This window comes from Streptomyces sp. BE303 (assembly GCF_036290945.1).
Classification (GTDB): Bacteria; Actinomycetota; Actinomycetes; order Streptomycetales; family Streptomycetaceae; genus Kitasatospora.
In genome coordinates, this window is record NZ_JAQYWZ010000595.1 from 1 (window position 1) to 13,379 (window position 13,379).

General features: G+C 71.6%; 10 protein-coding genes. 7 read left to right on the forward strand and 3 right to left on the reverse strand.

Translation table 11 applies throughout. The annotated features are described in order from the left end of the window. The first annotated feature begins 487 nt into the window (after positions 1–487). The 6 genes from PUR56_RS13280 to PUR56_RS13305 all read left to right on the forward strand — a co-directional run bounded on the left by PUR56_RS13280 (position 488) and on the right by PUR56_RS13305 (position 6,830). On the forward strand, positions 488–1,285 hold the full coding sequence (locus PUR56_RS13280; RefSeq protein WP_329877981.1) for a hypothetical protein: 798 nt from the start codon (positions 488–490) through the stop codon (positions 1,283–1,285). 432 nt (positions 1,286–1,717) lie between these two features. Further along, positions 1,718–2,512 (forward strand): hypothetical protein, encoded by a 795-nt coding sequence (locus tag PUR56_RS13285; protein WP_329949055.1) that lies wholly within the window; start codon positions 1,718–1,720, stop codon positions 2,510–2,512. Positions 2,513–2,562: 50 nt separating this feature from the next. Then, the gene (locus tag PUR56_RS13290; protein ID WP_329877985.1) at positions 2,563–4,470 is read left to right on the forward strand and encodes a fatty acyl-AMP ligase; all 1,908 of its coding nucleotides are present in this window, start codon (positions 2,563–2,565) and stop codon (positions 4,468–4,470) included. A gap of 4 nt (positions 4,471–4,474) precedes the next feature. Beyond that, positions 4,475–4,621 (forward strand): hypothetical protein, encoded by a 147-nt coding sequence (locus PUR56_RS13295; RefSeq protein WP_329877987.1) that lies wholly within the window; start codon positions 4,475–4,477, stop codon positions 4,619–4,621. Positions 4,622–4,637: 16 nt separating this feature from the next. Continuing rightward, on the forward strand, positions 4,638–5,438 hold the full coding sequence (locus tag PUR56_RS13300; RefSeq protein WP_329877989.1) for a hypothetical protein: 801 nt from the start codon (positions 4,638–4,640) through the stop codon (positions 5,436–5,438). Positions 5,439–5,774: 336 nt separating this feature from the next. Beyond that, entirely contained in the window at positions 5,775–6,830 is a 1,056-nt protein-coding gene (locus PUR56_RS13305; protein WP_329877991.1) for a lytic polysaccharide monooxygenase auxiliary activity family 9 protein, read from the forward strand. 121 nt (positions 6,831–6,951) lie between these two features. On the opposite strand, the gene PUR56_RS13310 is transcribed toward PUR56_RS13305, so the two are convergent. The 3 genes from PUR56_RS13310 to PUR56_RS13320 all read right to left on the reverse strand — a co-directional run bounded on the left by PUR56_RS13310 (position 6,952) and on the right by PUR56_RS13320 (position 9,336). Continuing rightward, on the reverse strand, positions 6,952–7,101 hold the full coding sequence (locus tag PUR56_RS13310) for a hypothetical protein (RefSeq protein WP_329877993.1): 150 nt from the start codon (positions 7,099–7,101) through the stop codon (positions 6,952–6,954). Positions 7,102–7,261: 160 nt separating this feature from the next. Further along, entirely contained in the window at positions 7,262–8,356 is a 1,095-nt protein-coding gene (locus PUR56_RS13315) for an arylcarboxylate reductase (RefSeq protein WP_329877999.1), read from the reverse strand. A 20-nt stretch (positions 8,357–8,376) separates the two neighbouring features. Continuing rightward, a complete protein-coding gene (locus PUR56_RS13320) occupies positions 8,377–9,336 on the reverse strand; it encodes an ACP S-malonyltransferase (RefSeq protein ID WP_329949056.1) in 960 nt (319 codons plus the stop codon). Between the two features lie 602 nt (positions 9,337–9,938). Between PUR56_RS13320 and PUR56_RS13325 the strand changes: the two genes are divergently transcribed. Beyond that, a partial coding sequence (locus PUR56_RS13325; RefSeq protein ID WP_329949057.1) for an acyltransferase domain-containing protein occupies positions 9,939–13,379 on the forward strand: 3,441 nt, incomplete at its 3' end.

Sequence of the window (13,379 nt, forward strand, 5' to 3'; positions counted from 1 at the left end):
TCAAACGCGCGATCTCCAAGTACAACGCCAAAGGCACCATCGACCGGACCAGCTACAAAGCCACCATCAGCATCGACATCCTGACCACACCAGACCCGTGACAGGAATCCGCAAGCTCTATCTACACGGCATTGCATCTAGTCCGGGCGAGTGAAGGCCGTCGGCGCACAGTAAAGTCCGGACACGAACGAACCGATTGTCCCAGTAGGCCCGCCGGATTGGGTTGCGGTCCCGGGCGGTGTGATCGAGCCGGGCTGCGCGGTATCGCACCGGGACCACCCCGTCCGCCGCGACTGGGGTGCGCTTCGCCAGGCCGGCGCGCTGCCCGCGTGGGATTCCCGGGATGTGCATGCCCGGGCCGGCGGCACGGACAGCCGTGCCGTGCCCGCCCCATGGCGAGCCCGTCTGGAAACAGCCGGGCCCCTCTTGGGACGTTGCCCCATCTCACCGTGCAGCACCTCACCCGACCTGCCGACAAGGAGCAGTCATGACCGAGATCAATCAGTCCCAGTCGAGCCGAGAGGCCGCGGAGATCGCCCTGTGGGCGACGCCCTCCCCCAGTCCGGACGTCTCCACGATCCCCGAACTCGTGACGCTCGGCGCCGCGAGCAACGACCAGGAAGTGGGCAACAAGGCGGTGGGAGACGGCAGCGCGCTGCCCGACCTGGGGCCCCTGTCGAGCTTCGACTCGTGGGAGACCGTCGCCTGCACCATCTGGAACAAGGTCGATGAACTCAGCGGCTTCAACCCGAAGAGCACGGACTTCGACCCGATCGCGTGGAGCGGCTTCCTCGAGAAGCTCTCCACGACTCCGCTCCTCCTGGGCTTCAGTAGCACCAATCGTACAGCGTCCATCTCCCCGCTCTCCCTGGAGAAGGCCGTCGAGACGGTGTCGGACCTGATCAAGAACATCATGACGCCGGCGAACTTCGAAGACGTCGTAACGACGATCAAGAAGGTCGCCCATCTGGCGGTCCAGAACCCCGGGAAGCCGACGAAGGACAGCAACATGCAGGTCGGGATCCTGTCGCACCATGCCGGCAAGCTCTACCTCGCAGTCATCCGGACCACGGTGGAGATGGAGTACAAGAAGGAAAAGAAGGGGTACGAGCCGCTGGCGCAGACCTTCTCGGTCTACCGCGGCTACGGCGAGCTCGACTTCGAGAAGTGCAAGCGCAGCGCCGGCACGCTGCTCGAGTGGAACCGCCAGGACGTGAAGGACTGGGAAGGCGGGGCGGCCGTCTTCCCGGTGCCGCCCAACGGGAGCCCCGCCTGGGGCAAGTAAGGAACTGGGCCGCGACCGCCTCGACGGGGCGGCCGCACCCGGACTCCGACTGGTCTGGGCAGGTGAAGACCGTCGACACACACTAAAGTCTGGGTACGAATCAACCGATGATTCGAGTGGATCCCGTCGTGTTGTCGGGTCATCGGATCAGAGGTGGTCCCGGTCGGAATGACCGAACCAGGCTGCGCGACATCGCAGCAGGACCTCTCTGCCCGGCGACCGGGGCGCGCTCAACCTCGGCACACGCATGCGCCACGCCGTCGGCACGCTGTTCACGCGGGATCTCGCAGACGCGAATGTCCGGGTCGGTGGCGCGGAAAGCTGTGTCGTGCCGTCTGATGACACCTCCGCCTGGGCCATCCGGGCCTCTGTTGGGACGTTGTCCCATCTCGCTGTGCAGCAATTCACCCGACCTGCAGACAAGGAGCAGTCATGACCGAGATCAGTCAGTCCCAGTTGCGCCGAGAGGCCGTGGAGATCGCCCTGTGGGCGACGCCCTCCCCCCGACCGGACATCTCCAAGATCCCCGAGCTCGCGCCGCGCGACGACACGAGCATCGACCAGGCCGTGGGCAACAACGCGGCAGGAGACGGCACCGTGCTGCCCGACCTGGGGCCCCTGTCGAGCTTCGGCTCGTGGGAGTCCGTCGCCAGCACCATCGTGCACAAGGCCGAGAGCCTCAGCGGCTTCAACCCGGGGGCCACCGATTTCGACATCGTCATCTGGAACGAGTACCTCAGGAAGTTCTCCACGATGCCGTTCATCCTGGGCTTCAATGCCACCAATCGCACAGCGTCCATCTCCTCGCTCTCCCTGGACAAGGGCGTCGACGCGGTGGAGGACCTGATCAAGAACATCATGACGCCGGCGAACTTCGAAGGCGTAGTGACGGCCATCAAGAAGATCGCCCAGCTGGCGCTCGAAAACAAGGGGAAGACGCAGAAGGAGAGCAACCAGCAGGCCGGGGTCCTGTCGCGCCATGAAAAGAGGCTCTACCTCGGAGCCGTCCGTACCGCAGTGGAGATGGAGTACAAGTCGGGCAAGGGGTACGAGCAGCTGACGCAGACCCTCACGGTCTACCGCGGCTACGGCGAGCTCGACTTCGACAAGTGCAAGCGCAGCGCCAACACACTGCTCGAGTGGGACCGCAGGAACGTGGACGAATGGGTGGACGATACGGCCAGTGCCCCGAAGAAGCCCAACGAGAGTCCCGCCTGGAACAAGTAAGCCGGTCCGAGGCCCTCCCGCCAACCCGCCGACTCCCGGGGCAGGTCCCATTGTTCTCCGAGTTCTCCGACGAAGCGCTGCCTCCCGAGGGAGCGACGGCCTCGACCTTCACTCACGTCCTCGCCGAGAACCTCGGCCACTCGGACGGTGGCTACACGTTCATCCAAGAGGACGGGCGCGAGCACTTCGTGAGCTGGTCCGAGCTGTCGCGGGAGGCTCTGCGCCGGGGGCGCCAACTGCGCGGGAGCGGCTGGCGCAAGGGAGAACGCATCGCGCTCGTCGTCCCCGAGCAGCAGGAGTTCGTCCTCACCTTCCTGGGCGCGGTCTCGGTGGGCGTCATCCCGGTGCCCATGTATCCACCCACGGGCCTCGGCACGTTCGAGGCGTACCGCGAGGACGCCACCGGCATCCTCCGCGCGGCGGGAGCCCGCGCGCTCTTGATGCCCCGGAGCCTGGCGGATCTTCTGGACCCGCTCCTCCGGGACGTCGAGGGCGTGCGGGGCCTCGTCGCAGAGGAGCTCTTCGCCGAGACGCTGGTGGGGAGCGTGCCCCAGCCCGAGGCGGTGGTCCCCGAGACGATCCTCCCCGAGGACGTGATGTTCTTGCAGTTCACCTCGGGGAGCACGGGGGCCCCCAAGGGAGTGCGGGTCACGCACGCCTGCGTGCTCGCCAACTGCGCGGCCATCGTCGACGCCCTTCGCCTCGACCGCGGGCGAGACCGGGGCGTGAGCTGGTTGCCCCTGTACCACGACATGGGGCTGGTCGGTTTCGTGCTGGCGTCGCTGATCGCGCGCTGCCCGGTGACCTTCCTTCCGACGCTGCGATTCGCGCTCTCACCGAGGCGCTGGCTGGACACGGTAAGCCGCCACCGCGCGACCGTGACCTTCGCGCCCAACTTCGGCCTGGAGCTGGCCGTCAAGCACACCCCGGTGGAGGAGCTCCAGCGGCTCGACCTGTCCTGCTTGCGGGTCGTGGGCTGCGGCGCCGAACCCAACCACCCGGAGACGCTGCGCTCCTTCGAGGCCTACTTCGCGGCGGCGGGGTTGCGACCGGGGTCAGTGGTGCCGTGTTACGGCATGGCGGAGGCGACGCTCGCGATCTCGTTCAGCGAGATCGGAGTTCCGTTCGCCCCGGATGTCATCCAGAAGGAGCCCTACCACGCGAGCGGCCTCGCGCGGCCCGTCTCACAGGCGGATGCCCCCGGGGCACAGCTGACGTTCGTACCCTGCGGACGCCCCGTCGAGGGGCACCGGATCCTCATCGTGGACGACGAGGGGAGTCCGCTCCCGGAGCGGCACATCGGCGAAGTGGTCTTCCAGGGGCCGAGCGTGGCCGCGGGCTACCACGGTGACGCGCAGGCGACCCGGCGGAGCTTCACGGCTCACGGCCTGCGGACGGGCGACTGCGGATACCTGGCGGAAGGCGTCCTCTACGTGACGAGCCGCAAGAAGGACCTGCTGATCATCAACGGGCGCAATCACGACCCCCAGACGGTGGAGTGGGCCGCGGCCGAGGTCCCCGGCCTGCGCAAGGGCAAGATCGTGGCCTTCACCCGGCCGGGCCGGGCCACCGAGGAGGTGGTGATCGTCGCCGAGCTCCGCGGGGAGGACGCCGCCACGGTGGCCCGGCGGGTCCGCGCCCACATCCAGACGGAGCTGTCCCTGCCCGTGGCGGAGGTCCTCCTGCTGCGGCCGGGGAAGCTGCCCAAGACCTCCAGCGGCAAGGTGAGGCGGAGCGAGGCACGCCGGCACTATCTCGCGGGCCGGTGGAGCGCTCTCCCGCACGAGCTGAACACCACCCGTACATCCTCAACGAGGAGCACCCATGAACACCCGTCTGACTCCCCAGGAACAAGAGCAGCTGCACTCCCTGATCCGCGAGAAGTTGGAGCTCAGCGACACGGAGTGTCCCGAGGAGATCAAGAGCACCACCAGGGTGAGAGAGCTGCCAGGGGTTGACTCCATGAAGATCCTGCGCCTGCTGGGCGCGGTCGAGCTGGACTTCCGGGTCAACCTGGGCTTCAAGGCCATCCCCCAGGCGGAGACGGTGCGGGACATCGAGCGGTTGATCTGCGAGTCGCGCGAGCAGTACGCCGCGCGCGCGTTCTGAGAGCCGGAGGGCGGCCGTGAGCACTTCGAAGCGCACGCGATTGCAGCGGGAACCCTTGGAGCTCGCCGTGTGGGTGAAGGGCCCGCCGGAGCTCGAACGGCCGGGCCCCGGCGGCGACGGCCTCTACGACGGCCGCCGGGACGCACGGGATACAGGGGTGGGCAACGCCTACGGCAGGGATGACAGCGGGCTGCCCGAACTGGGGCCGCTGGAGCCCTTCGCCTCCTGGCAGTCCGTGGCCGCCACCATCATGCGGCAGATCGAGCGCTCCGCCGGGTTCGACCCGTCATCCACGGCATTCGATGCCGTGGGGTGGGCCAATTACTCGTACCAGTTCGAAACGTTGCCGCTCCTCCAGTACGTCGTGCACGAGGGCCGCCATGCGTCCATCTCGTCCCTCTCCCTGGCGCCCGTCATCTCGACGGTGACCGGGATGATCGGAGATCTGGTGCCGCCGGACACGCTCGCCGGCATCATCAACTCCATCAAGAAGATCGCCGAGTTGGCGGTCATGAACAGGGGAGCACAGCAAAAGGACAACCATGCGCAGCAGGGGGTCCTGACCGTGAAGGACGGAGATCTGCGCCTCGGGCTGCTCCGGACCACGGTGCAGATGAAGTACGAGAAAGGCAAGGGGTACGAGCAGCTCAACCAGCAGATCAACATCGAGTGCCGCTATGGGCCCCTCGACTACGACAGGTGCATCCAGGAGGCCGGGACGCTGCTGGCATGGGACAGGACAGACGTGGATGAGTGGCTGGATCGCGCATCCAGCTGGGACTATCAGCCCAACACCAGCCCCGCCTGGAACAACTGAGCCAGAGCTCTGTCCGCGCCCGCTCTGACGCCGCTCCCGAATCGCGGGGCGCCGACCTGGACGCCCTCCGTGACCTCGCCGCAGCCCAGGGCTTCATCCTCCCAGCGCCGACGGCAGCACGTCCCGGCCGCCGAAACAGCCAGGTCCACCGGGGACGACTCCAGCCCGCCGTGACCGCGGGTGCCGCCGGCCCTCCGTACGCTTCCCGCGCCCGTGCCTCAAAGGCTCCTTAAGCGGCCCCTAACCGAGCTGGTCAACCCCCGGCAGGGCCGTCGACAGCGGCTAGCGTGAGCGGCACCCTCACCTGCCGGCTCCCTCCGAAGGGGTTCCCCCACCATGCCCGTGCGCAACCGCCGTCTCTCCACAGCAGCCCTCGTCCTCGCCACCGCCGGACTGACCGGTGTCCTCGGAGGCGGCACCGCCGCCGCGCACGGCTCGATGCAAAACCCGCTCAGCCGGGTCGAGGGCTGCTTCCTGGAAGGTGCCGAGAACCCGAAGTCGGCCGCCTGCAAGGCCGCCGTCGCGACCGGCGGCAAGGCCGCGCTGTACGACTGGATGAGCCTGCGGATCGGCGACGCGGCAGGCCGTCACCGTCAGCTGATCGCGGACGGCAAGCTGTGCAGCGCCGGCGACCCGGTCTACCAGGGCCTGGACCTGCCGCGCACCGACTGGCCCGCCACCAACCTGGTGTCCGGCACCGACTTCACCTTCCGCTACCGGGCCACCGCCCCGCACAAGGGCACCTTCCAGCTCTTCCTCACCAACGCGGGCTACGACCCGGCGAAGCCGCTGGCCTGGTCGAACCTGGAGGCGCAGCCCTTCCTCACGGTCACCGACCCCAAGCTGGTCGACGGCTCGTACATCCTGCCCGGCACGATCCCCGCCGGCCGCAGCGGCCGGCAGCTGATCTACGCGATCTGGCAGCGCTCGGACAGCCCGGAGGCGTTCTACTCCTGCTCGGACGTGGTCTTCGACGGCAGCGGCAACGCCCCCGGCATCGCGCCGGTGCCGACCGCGAACGGCACCAGCGGCGCCGACGCCCACCAGGGCGACCACGCCCACCCGGCCACCACCGCCCCTGCCCCGAAGACCTCGGCCCCGGCCGCCACCACCGCCCCGGCGGCTCCGACCACCCCGACCCCCGCCGCCACCGCCCCGGTGTCCGCGACCACGGCCGGTTCCACTCCCACCGCGGTGGCGGCCGCTGTGCCGCCCACCACCGCCGCCGACGGGTCCGCGCCGGTCGCCGCCCCGGAGAGGCTCGCCCAGACCGGCTCCGACCGTTCGGCCGGCATCCTCGCCTCGATCGGCTCCGCCTTCCTGCTGGCCGGCGCAGTCGTCGTCGTCATCCGTTCCAAGCGTCGCCCCGGGGGTGCCCACGCCGCCCGCTGACCGCCGCAGTGCCCGGCGCGCGGCGTGGGCGCCCCGGGGGCAGCCCTCGTGATTGAGCGGGGCGTACGAGCCACGTGTCGCGTCCCTCCTCGCGTGCCCCGTTCCGCGTCGGCCTGATCGGCTACGGCCTGGTCGGCTCCGCCTTCCACGCCCGCTGATCGCCACCACCCCAGGGCTGCGGCTGGACGCGGTGGTCACCGCCGACCCCGATCGTCGTGCCCAGCCGGCCCGGGAGCACCCCGATGCCCGCGCCCTGGACAGTTTCGAGCACCGCGCCGGGGTGCTCACCCTGTTCGGCCCCGTCGAGACCGTCTACGCCGAGATCGACGTCCGCCGGGACGGCGCCGTGGTGGACGACGACGAGTCCGACCTGCTGGCCGGGCCCGGGACCGGGACGGCGGCCGTCCCGGTCACGGCTGTGCGGCGGCCGGTCAGTAGAGCCCTTCCGGGGCGGTGTTGGTCACCTGCAGCGGCCGGACGTTGGCCACGCCGTCGCTGGGCCACAGCCCCGCGCAGTCGTAGCGCAGCGCCTGGTCGCGCTCCAGGATGTTCGGCAGGAGGAGGTCCTCGTGCAGCACGGTCAGCCGCACCTGCCCCGACGCCCCGTACACCACCGGGGCCGACCAGTCCTCCCGGTCCACCACCGCCATCGTCACCTGCGGGTAGTTCGGCACGTACGGCAGCAGGTCTCCCGTCTGCCGCGCGGCCAACCCGGCCGCGTTGCCGAAGGTGTTGCCGTAACTGATGCCGCAGATACCGCCGTTGAGCGCGGCCGTGAAGTCCTGGTGGGTGTCCGGCGAGATCTGGGTCCCGCTGAGCCGGACCCCGTCGAGCGCGGCGACCAGCTCGGGGTGGCGCTGCCGGAGCGCCTGGAAGACCGCCGGCGTGGTGGTGGCGTAGTGCACCCCGCCGCGCCCGAGGACGTCGGCGATCTGTTCCAGCAGGTGGGTGGTGTACTCGCGGGCGTCGGCCAGCCGGCCGCCCCGGATCAGCCGCTTCACCCAGCGCGGGTCCATGTCGATCGCATACACCCGGCCCGCGTACAGCTCGCTCGACTCCCAGACGCCGTTGCCGATCAGGTGGGGCCCGGTCGGGGTGGCCTGCAACCAGCTCCGGCCGGGCTCGAAGCCCTCGCTGACGAAGGACCAGCGCCGCCACGCCCCGCGGTGCAGCAGCATGTCCGGGGTGTAGAACACCCGGCACGGCGCGCCGGTGGTGCCGCCGGTGTCCCACACCCGCCCGGTCAGCGGGCGCGGCACCGCGAGCGGGACGAGGTCCGCCGGGTCACCGGACCGCAGGTCCTCCAACGGGAACGGGCCGAAGGCGGTGAGCTCCTCGTAGCGGGTGATGTCCAGGGGATCGAAGTCCAGCCCGGCCGCCCGGCGCAGCCAGTACGGACTGCCGGCCTCGGGGTCGAAGTGCCGCCGCAGGATGCGGCGGGTCCACTCGTCGAGGTCGGTGTCGAGCCACCCCTCGACCAGCGCGTCGCAGGCGGCACCCGGCCGCACCGCCCCCGCTCCGGTCACCGTGGCGGCCGCCGTGGCGGTCACCGCGCGGACCGCCCCTCGGTGATCTCGATGCCGAGCTCGTAGACGGTGGTCAGCACCTGCTCGACGTGCTCGGGCCGGTCCACGTGCACCACCGGGAACGGGAACCGCAGGATGCCGTCGGGGATGGACCCGCCCATCACCAGCCCGAGCCGCACCCCCTGCTCCTTCATGCCGGTGTACACGTCGACCACGCTGATCGGGTCGGTGGCGTTGCGGTGGAAGAGGTCACGGACGTCCTCGCCGGTGACGAGGAGCTTGCGGTCCAGGCACGACGCCAGCGGCAGCCCGGGGGCCTCGAAGGACATCGCGTCGATGTACGGGGCCATGAACGTGCGGAAGTACCCGCGCAGCGGCGAGTGCGCGGCGATCGGACGGTCCGGGAGCGGGGTGACCAGGCCGGGCGGCAACCCGGCGGCGAGCGCCTCCAGAGCCTCCCGATACCCGGAGAGCATCATGATGGCCGCGGCGCCGTCCGCCGTCGGCCCGAAATCCCCCGACAGGTGGACGCCGGGCCGGTCCCCGGTCAGCGCGGTGATCTCGGTGCCGGCCGGGACGAAGGCCAGCGCCATGCCCTGGACAGGCGCGTCGGCGGGCGGCGGGGTGACGGCGCGGGAGTGCGCCAGCATCTCGATCAGCGCGCGCCGCTCCAGTGCCCCGGACAGCGCGCTCGCCGTCATCGCGCCCAGGCTCAGGCCGCCGAGCACCGCCGGGTGCAGGTCGTGCTCGGCGAGGATGTCGTGGACGGCCAGCGCCAGCGCGGCCTCCCGGATGCTGCCGACGCTCTGGCGCTCCTCGACCTCCTTGGGCAGTTCCTCGTCGAGCAGTTGGCCCGTGGTCAGCCCGCTCCATTCGGCTATGCGGGCATAGAGGTCCCGCATCACGGGATATGCCTGATACAGCTCGATGCCGTGCGGCTCGGTTCCGACACCGCCGCCGAAAAGATATCCCAGTGCCATGTGCGACTCCTTCGGGAATTCCTTGAAAATGAAAGGGGAAGGGTGTCGGCGTGGAGCGCGAGTCCCACCGGAGGGCGGCCGACCGACCGCTCAACTGCCGCTCCAGCACCGTAGCAGGGGCGGCCCGGAGAAAAAACCGGAAACAGTCGAAACCGGCTTCCGGAAGTGCCCCGGGCGCCCCGAACGAGCAGTGTCGCGGTTCCCGCTATTGAAATGATATTTGCGGCTGGCAGCATATGCCCCGAGCATTCAGCAATTCCCGTTCCGGTCGGCTCCCTCATCGGATCCCGGTCGAAATCGCCGGGGCGGGAATGCGGAGGAGGCGGTCCGGGCTACCGGTGCGCCGCCGCCGGCCGGCCCCTCGGAGGGGGAGACACCGCCGGGTCGCTCCCGTGCGCCAGGGAAGTTCCGGGCGCTCGTCACGTCGGCCGTCCGTAGGGCCGACAGCCCTCCGGGGCCCGGTGGCCGCCCCGGGACCTCCGCTCCCGGCAGGGCCCCTCCCGGGCTCCGCACGGAACCAGCTCGTACCGCTCCGCCGGGTGAACTCCCCGGCGGAGCGCCCACGTCCGACCGTCCGGCCCGTCGCGAAGGAGTGCAGCACGATGACTCACGGATCCGACACCGGTGTGCCCTTCCTGTATCCACTGTCCGGTGACACCGCGGGCCAACTGGCCGCCCGGGCAGGGCTGCTGCACGGCACACTGGCCGGCCGGCCGGAGCTCGGCGCCGCCGACGTGGCGGCCACCCTCGCCGGCCGGCCGGCCACCGGGCGGCACCGGGCCGCGCTCGCGGCGACCGACCGGGACGGCCTGCTGGCGCAACTCACCGCGCTGGCCGCGGGAACGGCGGGCACAGCTGGGACGGGGCCGGCCGGACCGGGCGCGGACGGAGCACCGGTGTCGCTGACCGGGACCGCCGGGGACGGCACCGTGGCCTTCGTCTTCCCCGGCCAGGGGTCCCAGTGGCCCGGCATGGCCGTGGAACTGCTGGACCTGGCACCGGCCTTCGCGGCCCGGCTCGACGACTGCGCGCAGGCGCTGGAGCCGTTCACCGGCTGGGCGGTGCAGGACGTGCTGCGCGGCACGGCGGGCGCACCCGCGCTGGAGGGCGCCGCGGTGGTGCAGCCGGCCCTGTTCGCCGTGACGCTCGCGCTGGTCGCGCTCTGGGAGAGCCACGGGGTGCGGCCCGCCGCCGTGCTGGGGCACAGCATGGGCGAGATCAGCTCCGCCGTGGTCAGTGGAGCACTCGACCTGGAGGACGCGGCCCGGGTGGTCGCGCACTGGAGCCGCTTGCAGGCCACGCTGACCGGACGCGGCGAGATGGTCTCCGTGATGGCCCCCGCCGACCGGGTCCGCCCGCTGCTGGAGCGCTGGCGCGGACGGCTGGCGGTGGCCGCGATCAACGGCCCCGGCTCGGTGGTCGTCTCGGGTGACGCCGACGCCGCCGCCGACCTCGTCGCCCGCTCCGGCGAACTCGGCCTGCACGCGCGGCTGGTCGCGGTCGGGCTGGCCGCGCACTCCGCGCACATCGACTCGATCCTGCCCGAGCTGCGCGCCGCGCTCGCCCCGCTGCGGCCCCGGCCCGCACGGCTGCCGTTCTACTCGGGCCTGACCGGCGGGCGGCTGGCCGACCCGGTGCTGGACGCCGACCACTGGTGCCGCAACCTGCGCGGCACCGTGCGGTTCGCGGAGGCCGCCACGGCGCTGCTGGCCGACGGCCACCGGTTGCTGCTGGAGGTCAGCCCGCACCCGGTGCTGACCTCGGCGCTCCAGGAGACCGCCCTCGCCGCCGGTCTGGACGCCCGGGTGCGCGGCTCGCTGCGGCGCGGCCAGGGCGGGCCGCTGCGGGTGCGGACGGCCCTCGGTGAACTGTTCGTGGACGGGTACGCCCCGGACCTCGCCGCGCTCGCGGCCGAGGCGGGCGGGCGGGCCGTCGAGCCGTGCTGGGAGGCCGACGAGGCGTGGCGGTCCGCCGGCCCGGCGGCCGACGGGCAGCCGGAACCGGCCGCGGACGGTGGCGACGGCTCCGTCGGGCTGGCGCGCCGGCTCGCCGGGCTGGCCGAGGACCGGCAGCGCGCGCTGCTGCTCGACCTGGTCGGCGGGGCGGTCAACGAGGCGCTGGGGCGCGGCGGGCCGGTGCCCGCCGACCACAGCTTCGTGGAGCTCGGGCTCGACTCGGTCAGCGCGCTGGCCACCCGCAACCGGATCGGCGCGGTGACGGGGCTGAACCTCCCCGCCACCCTGGTCTTCGACCGGCCGACCCCGCGCGCGGTCGCGGAGTTCCTGCGGGCCGAGCTGACCGGGTCCGGGCCCGCCGACGACGCCTGGTCGGCGGCTGCGCCCGTACCCGCCGACCGGGACGACCCGGTGGTGATCGTCGCGATGGGCTGCCGCTACCCGGGCGGGGTGGACTCGCCCGAGCGGCTGTGGGAGCTCGTGGCGGCGGGCGGCGACGCGGTCGGGGAGTTCCCGACCGGACGCGGCTGGGACCTCGCCGCCGGCTACGCGGCCGAGGGCCGCGAGCCGGGCCGCTACTACCAGCGCGAGGCCGGGTTCCTGGCCGAGGCCGACCTCTTCGACGCCGGGTTCTTCGGGATCTCGCCGCGCGAGGCGGAGGCGATGGACCCGCAGCAGCGGCTGCTCCTGGAGACGTCCTGGGAGGCGTTCGAGCGGGCCGGAATCGAGCCCGGATCGCTGCGCGGCAGCCGAACGGGGGTCTTCGTCGGCGCGATGGCGATGGACTACGGCCCGGGCCTCACCTCCGGCTCGGAGCTCTCCGGCCACCTGCTGACGGGCACCGCCGGCAGTGTGGCGTCGGGCCGCGTGGCGTACGTCTTCGGCCTGGAGGGCCCCGCCGTCACGGTGGACACCGCCTGCTCCTCCTCGCTGGTCGCCTTCCACCTGGCCGCCCGGTCCCTGCGGCACGGGGAGTGCGACCTGGCGCTGGCGGGCGGCGTGACCGTGATGAGCACGCCGGGCATGTTCATGGAGTTCAGCCGGCAGGGCGGACTCGCGCCGGACGGGCGGTGCAAGGCCTTCGCAGCCGCCGCCGACGGTTTCGGCCTGGCCGAGGGCGCAGGCGTGCTGGTGCTGGAACGCCTCTCCGACGCCCGCCGCAACGGCCACCCGGTGCTGGCGGTATTGCGCGGCTCGGCGGTCAACCAGGACGGCGCGAGCAACGGCCTGACCGCCCCCAACGGCCCCTCCCAGCAGCGGGTCATCCAGGCCGCGCTGGCAGACGCCGGCCTGACCGGCGCCGAGGTCGACGCGGTCGAGGCGCACGGCACCGGCACCACGCTCGGCGACCCCATCGAGGCCGGGGCCCTGCTCGCCACCTACGGCCGGCAGCGGCCCGCCGAACAGCCTCTGCTCCTGGGGTCGTTGAAGTCCAACATCGGACACACCCAGGCCGCGGCGGGTGTGGCCGGCGTCATGAAGATGGTGCTGGCGATGCGGCACGGCGTGCTGCCCAGGACCCTGCACGTGGACAGTCCGTCGCCGCATATCGACTGGTCGGCGGGGGCGGTGGAGCTGCTGACGCAGGCCCGTGCCTGGGAGACCGAGGACGGGCGGCCGCGCCGGGCCGGTGTCTCCTCCTTCGGCGTGAGCGGCACCAACGCCCACGTCGTCCTCGAACAGGCCCACGAGAACGAGCCTGCGGAACCGGAGCACGACGCGGACCCGGTCGTCCCCTGGCTGCTGTCCGCCCGCTCCCCCGAAGCCCTGCGCGACCAGGCCGCACAACTACTGACCCTCGACGGGCACCCCACCGACATCGCCCACTCACTCGCCACCGGCCGCACCGCCTTCGACCACCGCGCCGTCACCATCGGCACCCACCACCGACTCCGCCACGCCCTCACCGCACTCAGCGAGGACACCCCCCACCCCGACCTCGTCCAAGGCACCCCCCACCACCCCGGCCGCACCGTCTTCGTCTTCCCCGGCCAGGGCTCCCAGTGGCCCGGCATGGCCGCCGCACTCCTCGACACCGAACCCGTCTTCGCCGAGAAGATCACCCAGTGCGAGAAGGCCCTCGCCCCA